Origin of the sequence: Neorhizobium sp. CSC1952, assembly GCF_030378245.1 — a bacterium.
Classification (GTDB): Bacteria; Pseudomonadota; Alphaproteobacteria; order Rhizobiales; family Rhizobiaceae; genus Neorhizobium; species Neorhizobium oryzae_A.
In genome coordinates this window covers 2,442,501-2,455,972 of the sequence record NZ_CP128416.1, presented here as the reverse complement: position 1 = coordinate 2,455,972, position 13,472 = coordinate 2,442,501, and the positions used below count along the sequence as shown (strand labels likewise).

The 13,472-nt window shown below is 60.5% G+C and carries 10 protein-coding genes, 1 tRNA gene, 2 rRNA genes and 4 pseudogenes (1 of these 17 only partly in view); 5 read left to right on the top strand and 12 right to left on the bottom strand.

Features of this window, described 5'->3' with window-relative positions; genetic code table 11:
- The first annotated feature begins 7 nt into the window (after positions 1 to 7).
- The 3 genes from QTA58_RS12050 (at position 8) to QTA58_RS12040 (ending at position 1,715) form a co-directional block, all read left to right on the top strand.
- Positions 8 to 709, top strand: a complete 702-nt coding sequence (locus QTA58_RS12050) for an isochorismatase family cysteine hydrolase (protein ID WP_289668992.1) — start codon at positions 8 to 10, stop codon at positions 707 to 709.
- A 65-nt stretch (positions 710 to 774) separates the two neighbouring features.
- Entirely contained in the window at positions 775 to 957 is a 183-nt protein-coding gene (locus tag QTA58_RS12045; RefSeq protein WP_289668991.1) for a hypothetical protein, read from the top strand.
- Positions 954 to 1,715 carry a DeoR/GlpR family DNA-binding transcription regulator gene (locus tag QTA58_RS12040; protein WP_289672994.1) on the top strand — a complete coding sequence of 254 codons (762 nt, stop codon included), beginning with the start codon at positions 954 to 956 and terminating at the stop codon, positions 1,713 to 1,715. The genes QTA58_RS12045 and QTA58_RS12040 overlap by 4 nt, the downstream gene beginning before the upstream one ends.
- A gap of 180 nt (positions 1,716 to 1,895) precedes the next feature.
- On the opposite strand, the pseudogene QTA58_RS12035 reads toward QTA58_RS12040, so the two are convergent.
- A pseudogene (locus QTA58_RS12035) lies at positions 1,896 to 2,312 on the bottom strand (transposase); the annotation flags it as partial.
- Positions 2,313 to 2,480: 168 nt separating this feature from the next.
- Here QTA58_RS12035 and QTA58_RS12030 point away from each other — a divergent pair.
- Entirely contained in the window at positions 2,481 to 3,620 is a 1,140-nt protein-coding gene (locus QTA58_RS12030) for an epoxide hydrolase family protein (RefSeq protein WP_289672993.1), read from the top strand.
- Positions 3,621 to 4,056: 436 nt separating this feature from the next.
- On the opposite strand, the pseudogene QTA58_RS12025 reads toward QTA58_RS12030, so the two are convergent.
- The 8 genes and pseudogenes from QTA58_RS12025 to QTA58_RS11990 form a co-directional block, all read right to left on the bottom strand.
- Positions 4,057 to 4,161, bottom strand: a pseudogene (locus tag QTA58_RS12025) (IS630 family transposase); the annotation flags it as partial.
- Positions 4,162 to 4,183: 22 nt separating this feature from the next.
- A pseudogene (locus QTA58_RS12020) lies at positions 4,184 to 4,432 on the bottom strand (MBL fold metallo-hydrolase); the annotation flags it as partial.
- A 179-nt stretch (positions 4,433 to 4,611) separates the two neighbouring features.
- Positions 4,612 to 5,517, bottom strand: a complete 906-nt coding sequence (prpB, locus tag QTA58_RS12015; protein ID WP_289672992.1) for a methylisocitrate lyase — start codon at positions 5,515 to 5,517, stop codon at positions 4,612 to 4,614.
- A gap of 5 nt (positions 5,518 to 5,522) precedes the next feature.
- Positions 5,523 to 7,052, bottom strand: a complete 1,530-nt coding sequence (locus QTA58_RS12010) for a tripartite tricarboxylate transporter permease (protein ID WP_289672991.1) — start codon at positions 7,050 to 7,052, stop codon at positions 5,523 to 5,525.
- Complete coding sequence (locus QTA58_RS12005; protein WP_289672990.1) at positions 7,052 to 7,489, bottom strand: tripartite tricarboxylate transporter TctB family protein; 438 nt, start codon at positions 7,487 to 7,489, stop codon at positions 7,052 to 7,054. The genes QTA58_RS12010 and QTA58_RS12005 overlap by 1 nt, the downstream gene beginning before the upstream one ends.
- 11 nt (positions 7,490 to 7,500) lie before the next feature.
- The gene (locus QTA58_RS12000; protein ID WP_085420744.1) at positions 7,501 to 8,496 is read right to left on the bottom strand and encodes a tripartite tricarboxylate transporter substrate-binding protein; all 996 of its coding nucleotides are present in this window, start codon (positions 8,494 to 8,496) and stop codon (positions 7,501 to 7,503) included.
- A 61-nt stretch (positions 8,497 to 8,557) separates the two neighbouring features.
- Positions 8,558 to 9,979: a sensor histidine kinase gene (locus QTA58_RS11995; RefSeq protein WP_289672988.1), complete on the bottom strand. Its 1,422-nt coding sequence runs from the start codon at positions 9,977 to 9,979 to the stop codon at positions 8,558 to 8,560.
- The gene (locus QTA58_RS11990; protein WP_289672986.1) at positions 9,976 to 10,647 is read right to left on the bottom strand and encodes a response regulator; all 672 of its coding nucleotides are present in this window, start codon (positions 10,645 to 10,647) and stop codon (positions 9,976 to 9,978) included. Before QTA58_RS11990 ends, QTA58_RS11995 begins: the two co-directional genes overlap by 4 nt.
- Before the next feature lie 382 nt (positions 10,648 to 11,029).
- Between QTA58_RS11990 and QTA58_RS11985 the strand changes: the two are divergent.
- Positions 11,030 to 11,227, top strand: a pseudogene (locus tag QTA58_RS11985) (dihydroxyacetone kinase subunit DhaK); the annotation flags it as partial.
- A 52-nt stretch (positions 11,228 to 11,279) separates the two neighbouring features.
- On the opposite strand, the gene QTA58_RS11980 reads toward QTA58_RS11985, so the two are convergent.
- The 3 genes from QTA58_RS11980 to QTA58_RS11970 form a co-directional block, all read right to left on the bottom strand.
- Positions 11,280 to 11,356: transfer RNA gene (locus QTA58_RS11980), tRNA-Met, on the bottom strand.
- 299 nt (positions 11,357 to 11,655) lie between these two features.
- Positions 11,656 to 11,770 (bottom strand): 5S ribosomal RNA (gene rrf / locus QTA58_RS11975).
- Positions 11,771 to 11,960: 190 nt separating this feature from the next.
- Positions 11,961 to 13,472 (bottom strand): 23S ribosomal RNA (locus tag QTA58_RS11970) (it continues 1,367 nt past the right edge of the window).

The window sequence follows — 13,472 nt, the reverse complement described above, 5'->3', positions numbered from 1 at the left end:
CGGGCACGTGAACTGGAAAACCGAACGGCGTTCCTTCTACTATCAGGGCGCACCGGAACCCGAGGATCCTGTGCTCGAAAAGGGCAAGGTGGCCTTGCTTGTCATCGACATGCAGAACACCTATCTCGACCGCCCGGATCCCGCCACCCTCACGGGGGACGAGCTTGCCCGCTATCACGCTTGGACACTTTTCCACGAGCGGATGCACGGCACCGTCATCCCCAACAACCGGCGCCTCCTGGAGCGCTTCCGCACGCTCGGTCTCGACGTGTTCTTCGCGCGCATCGCATGCCTGCGCACAGACGGCCGCGACCGCTCGCTCAGCCAGAAGAAACCGGGCTGGAACGATCTTCTCCTGCCCAGGGAGGAGGAAGCCTCGCAGATCCTGCCGCAGATCGCCCCCCGCGACGGCGAGATCGTCGTCACCAAAACCACCGACAGCGCGCTGACCGGCACCAATCTCAGGCTTGTGCTGGCCAACATGGGCATCACCCACGTCGTGTGCAGCGGCATCTTCACCGACCAGTGCGTCTCCTCGACGGTCCGCAGTCTCGCCGACGAGAGCTTCGACGTCATCGTCGTCGACGACGCCTGCGCCGCCGGCACGATGAAACTGCATGTGAGTGAACTTGAGCGGCTCCATATGATCTATGCCAATGTGATGACTACAGACGAGCTGATCGCGTACCTGCCGCAGCCGGGGGCCTGAGACGAGCGGGGATAGAAAAGCCACGACACTTGTTCGACCTCGTTGTTCCTGACACAACTCTCGCGATGAACGCACCGGAAATCCATACGATCGCCTGCCCGGCCTCCGACGAAGACCAGGCCTATGCCGGCCCTCATGCAGATGCCGGCAGGGGTATGGGCGGCGCGGTCTACGATGCGGCGCTGGCCGGCGGACTGGAATGGATGGCTGAAAAGACCGGCGGAATGCTGAGGAGCAAGCGGCGATGAAGAAACCGAAGAGCGTACGTCAAGAATGCATCCTGACCGAGCTCAACCAGGCGCCGAGCCTGCGCGTGGCGGAACTTGCCCGACGGCTCCACGTCTCGACCGAGACCATCCGCCGCGACCTCGACGAGATGACCGGACAGGGCCTGTTGAACCGTACCTACGGCGGAGCCGTGCGCTCTCTCTCCACCGAACCGTCGGTAACCGAGCGCCACACCCTTTTCGTCGCCGAGCGCGAGCGGATCGCCAAGGCGGCGGTGCAGATCCTGAAAGGTGCTCAGGTGCTGATGATCGGCTCCGGCTCGACGACGGTGCACACCGCCAGGCGCATTGCGGTGGAGATGAAGAACATCACCGTGCTCACCCATTCCTTCGGCGTTGCAACCGTGCTCGCGATCAATCCGACCATCAAGGTCCTCATGTTGCCGGGCGATTATCACGCCACCGAGGGCGCGACTGTCGGCGCGCACACGGTTTCGTTCCTCAATTCCTTCTACGCCGATTTCGCCATTCTCGGCGCGAGCGGCCTCGGCCCCGACGGGCCTTCCGATGCGCTTCTCGAATGCGGGGCGGTCTATAGCGCCATGGTGGCACGCGCCGCAGGCACCGTCGTCGTTGCCGACCACTCCAAGCAAGACCGGCTGTTCCCGGCCCGTTACGCGTCCTGGCGCGACATCAATCACGTGGTGACGGATAAGATGCCGGGCGATGATCTGAAGAACAACCTGGACGACAATGGTGTGAACCTCACGGTCTGCTGACCGGGAGACGGCTCGCACTCGATCAAGGGCGGCGGCTATTTTGTCGGGCCTGTCCTGATCGCCAACACCCATAGCGTCGGCATCACCCATCACGGCGCGGTACGGCTGCACGGCTGACGGAGCCGCATTCAACCGTGGCCTTGAATGCTTCAATTTGCCGTAGGTTAGAGCGGTTTCCTTTCAGTCTGGGTCATAGCCGCAGGAGGCGAAGTAGTTGGCGCACTCCTGTGGTAGGAAGTGGTCGACCAGCTTGCCGATAAGGGACCACAGACCGGAGACGGTCCGCTCGCCGGCCTTACGCAGCATGGCTTTGAGACGGGAGAAGGCTTTCTCGATTGGGTTGAAGTCGGGGCTGTAGGGCGGGAGGAACATGAGGCGGGCACCGGCGGCCTCGATCAGCGCACGGACGTCGGCACGCTTGTGGCTGGAGAGCTTGTCCATGATGACAATGTCGCCTTGCCTGAGGTCGGGCACGAGGACCTGACCGACATAGGCCTCGAACCAGTCGCCGTTGATCGGCCCGCCGAGCACCATCGGCGCGACCATGCCGGTCATGCGCAGACCTGCGACCAGCGTGGTTGTCTTGCGATGGCCGTGCCGGTATCCATGCGTTCGATTACAACAGGCAGAAGGTTCGATTTCAACCTCGGCGACGTACCGAGCAGTATGCCGAGTGGCCTTCGGCTCTCAGAACATCCATCGACAATAGCGGATTGGTGGACACCCTCTTCCTCGAACCGCATCCCAGTTTCAGCGGAGAACATCATGATCTCACCCTACACGATCAACATCCCTGACGAACGGCTTGCCACGATCAGAGCCAAGGTCGAGGCTTATGACTGGAGCCAGCTGCCGGATGCGGAAGGCTGGTCGGCGGGGGTCGGGGTTGATGACCTCAAGCGGCTCGCCGCTTATTGGCGGGACAGCTATGACTGGCGTGCGGTCGAACGGCGCCTCAACGCACTCCCCAACTTCACGGCCGACGTGGAAGGCGAGCACATCCACTTCGTTCATGTGAAGGGCGACGGCTCCAAGCCGCCCGTCCTGCTTCTCCACGGCTGGCCGGGCTCGTATCTCGAATTCGAGCGGCTCTTGGAGCCGCTCGCAGCGGACGGGCACGATGTTGTCGTCCCCTCGCTTCCTGGCTTCGCGTTCTCCACCCCGATCACGGGCCCGATCGGCCCGCGGCGGGCTGCTGCGCTCGTGCATGGGCTGATGATCCAACTGTTCGGCGACGCGCCGTATTTCATTCAAGGGGGCGATTGGGGCCACGCCCTCGCGGTCTGGGCAGCGCATGATCGACCGGACGCTCTGCTCGGCATCCATATCAACATGATGACCGTGCGTGCGGAGGATGCCGCTCCGACGACCGACGAAGAGAAGTCCTTCGCCGCCAAGCGGGCCGCGATTGCCGATCGGGAGAGCGCCTACTTTCACGAGCAGGCAACCCGCCCGCAAACGCTCGGCGTCGCGATGGCCGACAGCCCGGTCGGAGCGGCCGGCTGGATACTCGAAAAGTTCGGCAAGTGGGCCGATCTTCCGACAACCGCCGATGGCGACCCGGACATCTGGAGCAAGTTTTCCGAGGAGGAACTCCTCACCAACATCATGCTCTACATCGCGCCGGCATCGTTCGTGACTGCAACCTGGATCTACTACGGCAGCCGGCTTGAGGAGTCGCGGATGCTTCCGGCCGGCACCCGCATCCAGGTGCCGACCGGCGTTGCGGCCTTCCCCGATCCGGTGTTCTTGCCGCCGCCGCGCTCGTTCGCGGAGAAGACCTACAATATCGTGCATTGGACCGACATGCCGCGGGGCGGGCATTTCGCCGCGCTGGAAGAGCCGGAACTGATGCTGGCCGACCTGCGCGCCTTTATCGCGACGGTGTCGGGCGCGCGCTCCTGAAGGTGGAGATCTCCGTTTCCGAAGCGCGGCGTGTGGCGCTGGCGGCGCAGGGCTTCAATGCCCTGCGTCGTCACGACCGCATCGGCGCAGGCCTGCTGTGAAGGGCGATCGACCGCCTTGGTCGTCATCGCCGCTATAACCCGCCAGAGCCGTCGGGAGCCCCGCTCAGCCCCTTGGGTGCAGCGAGGCTCCAGCGGGCGGCCAGCGCGCCTTAGAACGTCTTGCCGCCCGTGTAGGACGCTCTCGCGGTTCGATCCGTCCGGGCCGTGATGGATCGGCGCTTTGCCATCGGCATTGCGGGGAAGGCGGACTGCTACAGCTTACCTACGTTTCGTCGCCGAATGGGTCGACATATCGTGCACGGCACGCGGTATGGCCATTGGCAGCACCCATATGATCGCAATCAGGAACGCGCGACGTATAGAGCGGTTTCCTTTCAGTCTGGGTCATAGCCGCAGGAGGCGAAGTAGTTGGCGCACTCCTGTGGTAGGAAGAGGTCGACCAGCTTGCCGATAAGGGACCACAGACCGGTGACCCCGCGATATAGCAGCTTCGCATGCGACTTCTGAGGTGTAGATTTTGGAGCCGGTCACTTGCGCCCAAGCTACCGCATCGAAAGAATGATCGTCATGTTCATGCCCGATGAAGATTTTATCAACACCTGCACCCCGATCCAGCGCCTTGAAAACACGCTCCACTAGCGCCTTGTCGGAAGGAGCTTCTTTGTCATTGAATTTCGATACGACGCCATCAATTAGAATCCCGGTCCCACCTATCTCATAGTACCAGTTCGTAACTCCGAACCACGTCATCCTGACGTCGCTCGTCTCCGTCGCCGCAGCCGAACCAGCAGGCACAGACAGCAGTGTCGCCGCAAGCAATGCCGCTTTCCGTGAGAATGTCGTCATGTTTTCCTCCATTCAAAATTTCCGTGGGAGCGCATCATGTGCGCGGTCGACCGTTGCCTCAGCGTCAGAACCAAGTCTGCTCCTCACGACGGTAGACGGCTGGCCACAATACCGGCATCAAGAGCCTCGTAATCGGCCAGACCGATCAGCTCATAGAGGGCGGAGCGAGTTTGCATGCTCGGAATAGAAAGAGCGTTGGAGCCATTGCGGAAGAGATCATCGTACAACAACTGCTGCGCGTGGTTGGCAACCCGCAGAGAAGAGACCGGCCACATGACGATGCGAAAGCCTATGTCTTGGAGCCTATTCGCGGAAATGATGGGTGAGCGGCCGAACTCGGTCATGTTCGCGAGAAGAGGGACCTCGCCCATGGCTGCGGCGAATTCAGCGAACATGACTTCGGTCGTCAGTGCCTCCGGGAAGATGGCATCGGCTCCGGCCCGGACGTACAGGCGAGCCCGGTCGATTGCCCGCTCCATTCCTTCGTCTGCAACAGCATCGGTCCTGGCGATGATCAGCAGTGAGCTCCGAGCTCGCGCCGCTGCGGCGACCTTGGCGGCCATGTCTTCGGGGGTCGCAAGTTTCTTGTCGTTCAGGTGACCGCATTTCTTTGGCAGCACCTGGTCCTCGATCTGGACTGCAGCCGCCCCGACCTCCTCAAGACGGCGCACCGTGTTCATGACGTTCAGGACCTCGCCAAAGCCGGTGTCTCCATCGACAAGCAATGGGAGGCCGGATGCGCGCACGATCTGGCGGGTGAAGAACAGCACGTCCTCGAGCGTCAGGATCCCGAGATCAGGTAGCCCCATGGAGGCGCTCATCGCTGCTCCGGAAAGGTATAGCGCCTTGAACCCTGCTGCCTTGGCCTGTAGGGCCGCAACTCCGTTGTGAGCGCCGGGCATCATGACAATCTCAGGCCCGCGCAAAAGCGCGCGAAGCCTATCGCCCGCAGAAGTATCGTCGTGTTTGCTCGATACGAGGTAGCTCATCGCGATCACTCCGCCTGGACTGCCGTGTTGTGCCGCCACCTCGTGAACCTCGGCAGAAGCAGGGGGAGAAGTAGAACAGCGGCAGCCATGATCCACAGAGTGATCGAGATCGGGCTCGACCATAGGATGGCCACATCACCGGCGGAGAGAGAAAGCGCCCGCCTCAGGCTCTGCTCCAGTATCTTGCCGAGCACGAAGCCGAGGATGAGCGGTGCCATCGGAACGCCGGTTCGGCGAAGAAGATATCCTCCCACCCCGAGCGCCACCATGAGCACGAGGTCGAAGGTCGTCGACTTGCCAGAGTAGACGCCGATTGCGCTGACGACGACAATGAACGGCACCAGAACCCAGGCCGGGACAGACAGCATCCTGGCGAACACGCCGACAAGCGGGATATTGATAGCAAGAAGGATGAAGTTGCCAATGAAGAGCGAGGCGATGAGTCCCCAGACCAGATCGGGCTGCGAACGGAAGAGCGCGGGACCCGGCGTCAAGTTGTAGAGCGTCAGGACGCCAAGCATGATCGCGGTCGTCCCGGAGCTGGGAATGCCCAGCGTCAGCATCGGGATGAAGTTGGAATTGGACGCGCTGTTGTTGGCCGCCTCGACTGAAGCCAGCCCGCGCACCTCTCCCTGTCCGAAGCGGCTTCCTTCCGGATCGCTCCTTTCAACGACACGCTTTTCGGTGGTGTAGGCGAGCGCAGAAGCCACGGTTCCACCCGCGCCTGGAAGAATGCCGACAAAGAACCCGATCAGCGACCCGCGCAGCGTCGCCATATTCGTGAAGCGCATTTCGGCCCCGTTGAACAGGGAGCGCCCGAGCTGCTCGATACGGACGGCTGCTCCACCGCGCATCGTGTCGAGCATGATCAGCAGTTCGCTGATAGCAAAGAGACCGATCACGATGGTGGCGAACTGGACGCCGTCCACCAGGTTGGGGGAGCCAAATGTGTAGCGATAGACGCCGGAGTTGGCGTCTATGCCGATTGTGGAGATGGCGAGTCCAAGCCCGATCGCGAGCATGGCCTTCACAGGCTGATCCGTGAGGAGGCCCGTAAGACAAGCGAAGGCGAAGACCATGAGGGCGACATACTCGACTGGCCCGAAAGCCAAGGCCCACTTCGCTAAAACCGGAGCTGCAAGTACGATCCCCAAAGTTGCGATAGCCGACCCGACAAACGACGTCCAGGCAGACAGCGAAAGTGCGATGCCGGCCTTTCCTTGACGCGCGAGCGGGTAGCCTTCCAGAGCGGTCATCACCGCCGACGCCTCGCCTGGCACGTTGAGCAGGATGGCGCTGATCCGTCCGCCATACTCCGACCCGATATAGATCGCCGCCATGAAGATCAGCGAGCCTTCCGGAGGAAGTCCCAACGCGAACACGACGGGAACCAGCATGGCGACGGCGTTGATGGGTCCAAGACCCGGCAGGACGCCAACCATGGTGCCGACGACAGCTCCAAGCGCAGCCAGCAGCAGGTTGGTGGGGGCAAGAGCGACACCGAAGCCATGCATGAGGTGGTTGAACGTATCCATCAGACGATCCCTCCGAATGGTCCCACCGGGAGGACGACCTCCAGAACGCGGTCGAAGAGCAGGTATGACGAAACAGCCAGCACGACGCCCGTTACCGCACCCTGCCACCACCTAGCGCCGAAGATCATAGCGATCGGGATCATGAAGATCGTGGTCGCGATCACGAAGCCGAGCGGCTGGAAGAGCAGCGCATAGCCCACGAGGCAGCCTGACAGGGCTGCAAGCGCTCCCGTGGGACCTGCTGGGCCGGACGAAGGCTCTCCCGGCTTCAGAACCAGGATGACGCCACACAGCGCGATCATGCCCGCAGCTATGAGCGGAAAGGCGCGAGGTCCGACAGGTTCGTAGGCAAAGGGAGCCTGAAGTCCGTACCCGAAGACGAGCATTATTGCTGCGACCGCTATTGCGGTCGCTCCCAGGATGCGGTCGGTTTTCATGATGTAAGGCCTTATTTGGTCGTGGCGAGACCGAAGTCAGCGGCGAGCTTCTTGTATGACGCCACCTGTTTCTCCACGAACGCCTTCGTTTCCTCGCCCGTCATGGGTAGCGGGAAAAGGTTACGCTTCTGGAGTTCGGCGGCGTAGTCGGGAGACTGCATCGTCTTGGCGAATGCATCAGCCCACCACTTGTAGTCCGCGTCGCTGACTTCAGGTCCCACGTAGAATCCGCGGGCGATGGGCCACTTGATGTCAAACCCCTGCTCGATGGCAGTCGGCACCTGGGACAGCTTGCCTGGGAGCCTCTGTTCCGAGAAGATCGCAAGGAGCTTCAGCGGCGCGCCGCCATCGATCGCTGCCTGGCTGTCACCGACGTCGTTCATGCAGACATGGACGTGTCCGCCCTGCAGAGCCGTCGCGCAATCCCCGCCGCCTTCGAACGCGACGAAGCGCATGGCCTTGTAGTCGATGCCTGCCGCCCGCGCCGCCATCGCGGCCTTCATCCAATCCTGGCTGCCAATCGTGCCGCCGGCTCCGATGATGACAGACTTCGGGTCTTTCTTGATGGCCGCCATCAGGTCCGTCAGCGACTTGTATTCGCTGCTGTCCTGGACGACGACAGCGCCGTAGTCCGTGCCAACGCTGGCGACCCAGCGGACGTCCTTCTCGGAATATGCCCCGAACTTGCCCTGAGCGAGGTTCAGGAGCGATCCAGCGGAGAAAGCCACGACGACGTTAGGTTCGGCACGGCGCTGGCCGACGATCGCGTTATAGGCCACAGCGCCAATGCCCCCCGGCATGTACGAGACGCGCATCGGGGACTTCACTGCACCCGATTGCTGGAGCGTCGCCTGGGCGAGCTTGCAGGTGATGTCGAAACCGCCGCCCGGCTGGGCAGGCGCGATGCATTCCGGGTTCTTCGGCTCGGCTTGCGCAAGAGACGGAGCGAAGGAAACGGCTGTAAAGGAAATGGCGGCGGCGAGCGCGGCGCGAGATGCGATTGTCATTGATGATCCTCCAGATGACGGACGCAGACCTCCTATCTGCGAGGCTCGTCATATATCCGCTTCAAGCTTTCAACTGGCTTTCAATCGCAAGCGGCAGCCGGACCGAGACGATAAGGCCGCTTCGATCGGACCTGTTCCTCACTTGCATCGATCCGCCGCTGGCGCGGGCCACGGTCAGCGCGATCGCCAGGCCTAGACCGCTACCGCTCGTCACCCTCCGACCGCTGCGGAAGCGCGTACCGGCGTAAGCCAGCTCCTCTTCCTCCATACCCGGCCCCTCGTCCATGACCTCGACGACAACCCAGCCGTCCTCGCGCAGAAGAGTCACCGTAAGGAGACTGCTTTCAGGCCCGTACTTGATGGCGTTGTCCAGGATGTTCATCACCGCTTCCTGGAAAAGCCCCTCGTTGGCCCGGATCCTCAGCGCAACCTCTGGAGGATCGACCACGCAGTCCATCCGGCGGCTACGGATACGTGGCCACAGCATGCGGACGACCTCGGCGAGGGACTCGGCGACATCGATAGAGGCTTGCGGGTATGTCTCCGTGCCTTGCGAAGTCCGGGCCTTAGCTAGGGCGAGAAGCTGGTTTGTCGTCCGAATGGAGCGATCCAGCACGACTTTCGACGACTGCAACGCCGCACGGACTTCGTCAGGGTTCGACTGGCGCAGCGCGTAGTCGATCTGGGTGCGCAGGATCGTCATCGGCGTCCTGAGCTGATGTGATGCGTCGTCCAGGAATCGGCGCTGTTGTTCGGCTTGCTCCACGTTTCTCGCCATCAACCGGTTCATAGCCTCGACCGCCGGCCGAACCTCCTTGGGCAGGCCAGCGACCTCGAGAGGCTTCAACTCGTCAGGCTCGCGAGCATCGATGGCTTCACGCAGCCTGTTGAGTGGCTTCAGCGCCATATAGACCCCGACGCCTATCAGTGCACCGAGGACCGCAACGACCAGGATGTCGCGCAGAATGGCGCGAATGATCAGCTCGTTCTGGAAGGTGGTGCGCGACAGCTTCGTCTCGGCAACCTGGATTGTGATCTGAGTTCCATCTGGTTTCGCAGGATCGAGCGGGCGGGAAAGCGCGCCAACCCGGATAATTTCGCCGAAGTAGTCGCCGTCATGGAAACGGAGCTGGCCCTGTTTAAGGTTCGGCGTCTCCGGCAGAAGCACGTCCCCGATCTGCACCAGCCCGTCGCTTGTGGATACGTTGAAGTAGACTTTGCCCTGTGCGGTAAGCTGGAAGAACTCGAACAGGTTATAGGGAAGCTCGACCCCGACGCCACCGCTTTCCGTTGAAATGTTTGCATCGATCGCCCTGACGGCTCCGGCGAGGGATCGGTCGTAGGCGCTATCGGCCATCTCCTGGACGGTCGTCGCACTGAACCAGAGCGTCGAGCCCATCGCAAGAATGATCGCCGGAACAATCCACACCCCGAGGGTGACCGCTAGAGGACGTCCTGTTTTATGGGTGCCAGTGGCGCTCATGTCGCACCCGCTTCAAGCACGTAGCCGAGGCCCCGAAGCGTCCTGATTTGGACGGAGTGAGAGAGCTTCTTCCTTAATCGGTGAGCGATGACCTCTATCGCTTCGAGCTGGATGTCGGCGTCGTAGGAGAACATCCTGTCGACGATCTTCTGCTTCGACATCGGCTCTCCCGCATGCTGTACGAGAATGCGCAGGAGCGAGTGCTCGCGGGGCGAAAGGTCCAATGGATCGCCATTGAGGGTAAAGCGCTGCTCGGCGGAATAGTAGGTTAGGTCACCGCACGAGAAAGTACCTGCGTTTCGCCCATGGGCCCGACGCACCAGCGCCACCAGCCTTGCCTCCAACTCCTCAATTGCAAACGGCTTGGCCAGGAAGTCGTCCGCGCCTTCATGCAGCGTCCCGATTCGTTCGGTCAACGTGTCGCGAGCCGTCAGGACGAGTGCAGGTGTCGTGTCTCCGCGGCTGCGCATGGCCGCTAGAACCGCGCGTCCATCCTTCTTCGGCAGTCCGAGGTCCAGGATGACAGCGTCGAACTCTTCTTGTCGCAACCGTTGATCCGCCAACGCTCCATCATCAGCCCAGTCGATCATGAAGGCATACCGCTGCTTCAGGGCCTTGATCAGCCACTGCGCAAGCTCTGCGTCGTCTTCGACTAAGAGAAGTTTCAAAAGTCTGTTTCCGGTTGTCGGCCTAAATCATCTCTAGCCTGAAAACATGCTGGTTGGAAAATGCACGCCTCAGCACCCCCAGGAATGATGCCATTCCGGCAGCCCACGCTGCATCCCCCCGCCGGCGCATGGAAATAAATACGATTACCGGGGCAGTCAGCAAGGCCGGTGCTGCACTTGGCATCGCCACTCCGGTGACAACGACTTTCGCCAATCTCCTGACCATAGTCGATGGAGAGGCCTCGCGCGTCTGAAACAAGAAATGGCGAGCATCTTGGGAGGAGGCTCACATGCAAGACCTGAACCTGTTGCGAATCCTCGTCGCAGTCCATGAATGCCAGACGGTCACCGGCGCGGCAAACCGGCTGAACATGTCACAACCGAACTCTATCTCGCCTACAATATTGCTCACGAGTTCATGGTCGCGCACGGCCTGCGGATCCAGCGCTCGCTTGTCGGCACTTATGCCACGTCGCTCGACATGCAGGGCCTTTCCGTCACGCTCGCCTTCCTCAGCGACGAGGAGTTTTCTCTGTGGGATTCGCCCGTTTCAACCGCTGCATTGCGCTGGGGCTGCTAGATCCTCGGCCCTGTTACCAAAGAAAAAGCCCGCGCGGGGCGGGCATTTTGTTTGGTTGCGGGGGCAGGATTTGAACCTGCGGCCTTCAGGTTATGAGCCTGACGAGCTACCGGGCTGCTCCACCCCGCGTTATAAGGTTTTTGCCCTGGGCAAAATACCGGTGCGGTAAATCCGTGCGGGATTTATCGCGGCGATGTGAGTGCGACGCACTTACATCTACTGCCGGAGCAAGTTGCGGAGCAACTTGTCTCCTGTAAGGAGGGCACCGGCAAGATCCTGTGCGCTTCCTCGCATTTCAGTTTGTCTGCCATGTGCCCCAAAACGACAAAAGCCGCCTTTGGGGCGGCCCTTGGGATCGGCCAGGGGCCGTTGTTTTCGTGCGAGAAGATTATTTGATCCACATTTCCATGTGGCATTGCCTTTAACAGACCTGGCAGCGACCTACTCTCCCGCGTCTTGAGACGAAGTACCATTGGCGCAGGGGTGTTTCACGGCCGTGTTCGGAATGGGAACGGGTGCAGCCACCCCGCAATGACCACCAGGTCGATTAAGGGCAATGTTTGTTTGAGAAGCTGGAGACTGTCAGGCCTTAGTCAATAGGCATTAGGCAATAGTCTTTTTTGAACACGTCCTGGAGCGGACCGAGGCTACTGCCTACTGCCTAACTCCTACTGGCTGCTCATGAGCGGACGAACGCTTTGCGTTCGCCGCGAGATGAGCATGAACAATGAGAACGATCAAGCCGATCGAGCGATTAGTACCGGTAAGCTTCATGCATTGCTGCACGTCCACACCCGGCCTATCAACGTGGTCGTCTTCCACGGCTCTGATAGGGAATACTCGTTTTCAGGGGGGTTTCCCGCTTAGATGCCTTCAGCGGTTATCCCGTCCATATATAGCTACCCTGCTATGCCCTTGGCAGGACAACAGGTCCACCAGAGATATGTCCATCCCGGTCCTCTCGTACTAGGGACAGATCCTGTCAATATTCCTACACCCACGGCAGATAGGGACCGAACTGTCTCACGACGTTCTGAACCCAGCTCACGTACCGCTTTAATTGGCGAACAGCCAAACCCTTGGGACCTGCTCCAGCCCCAGGATGCGATGAGCCGACATCGAGGTGCCAAACAACCCCGTCGATATGGACTCTTGGGGGTCATCAGCCTGTTATCCCCGGCGTACCTTTTATCCGTTGAGCGATGGCCCTTCCACGCGGGACCACCGGATCACTATGACCGACTTTCGTCTCTGCTCGACTTGTCAGTCTCGCAGTCAGGCGGGCTTATGCCATTGCACTCGACGAGCGATTTCCGACCGCTCTGAGCCCACCATCGCGCGCCTCCGTTACTCTTTCGGAGGCGACCGCCCCAGTCAAACTACCCACCATACACTGTCCCGGACCCGGATGACGGGCCGCGGTTAGACATCCATGACGATAAGGGTGGTATTTCAAGGATGGCTCCACGAAGACTGGCGTCCCCGCTTCAAAGCCTACCACCTATCCTACACATGCCGACACGAATGCCAGTGTAAAGCTATAGTAAAGGTGCACGGGGTCTTTCCGTCTGACCGCAGGAACCCCGCATCTTCACGGGGAATTCAATTTCACTGAGTCTATGTTGGAGACAGCGGGGAAGTCGTTACGCCATTCGTGCAGGTCGGAACTTACCCGACAAGGAATTTCGCTACCTTAGGACCGTTATAGTTACGGCCGCCGTTTACTGGGGCTTCGATTCAGAGCTTGCACCCCTCCTCTTAACCTTCCAGCACCGGGCAGGCGTCAGACCCTATACGTCGTCTTTAGACTTCGCAGAGCCCTGTGTTTTTGATAAACAGTCGCTACCCCCTGGTCTGTGCCACCCCAAAATGGTTGCCCAAATTGGGGTCACGCTTCTTCCGAAGTTACGCGTGCAATTTGCCGAGTTCCTTCAACATAGTTCTCTCAAGCGCCTTGGTATACTCTACCTGACCACCTGTGTCGGTTTCGGGTACGGTCTATAAGGTGGAGCTATTTCCTGGAACCGCCCCACTGCCCACCCAATCCAATAAGGATGAACAATTTTTGCGATCCGTCACTACCACCAGGCCCACGAATATTAACGTGGTTCCCATCGACTACGCATGTCTGCCTCGTCTTAGGGGCCGGCTAACCCTGCTCAGATTAACTTTAAGCAGGAACCCTTGGTCTTTCGGCGAGAGGGTCTCTCACCCTCTTTATCGTTACTCATGTCAACATTCGCAC

Coding starts and splice junctions, on each gene's coding strand:
- QTA58_RS12010 (WP_289672991.1), bottom strand. CDS start 7,052: ATGGATACGTTCAACCACCTCATGCATGGCTTCGGTGTCGCTCTTGCC.
- QTA58_RS12045 (WP_289668991.1), top strand. CDS start 775: ATGAACGCACCGGAAATCCATACGATCGCCTGCCCGGCCTCCGACGAA.
- QTA58_RS11995 (WP_289672988.1), bottom strand. CDS start 9,979: ATGAGCGCCACTGGCACCCATAAAACAGGACGTCCTCTAGCGGTCACC.
- QTA58_RS12000 (WP_085420744.1), bottom strand. CDS start 8,496: ATGACAATCGCATCTCGCGCCGCGCTCGCCGCCGCCATTTCCTTTACA.
- prpB (WP_289672992.1), bottom strand. CDS start 5,517: ATGAGCTACCTCGTATCGAGCAAACACGACGATACTTCTGCGGGCGAT.
- QTA58_RS12030 (WP_289672993.1), top strand. CDS start 2,481: ATGATCTCACCCTACACGATCAACATCCCTGACGAACGGCTTGCCACG.
- QTA58_RS12005 (WP_289672990.1), bottom strand. CDS start 7,489: ATGAAAACCGACCGCATCCTGGGAGCGACCGCAATAGCGGTCGCAGCA.
- QTA58_RS12040 (WP_289672994.1), top strand. CDS start 954: ATGAAGAAACCGAAGAGCGTACGTCAAGAATGCATCCTGACCGAGCTC.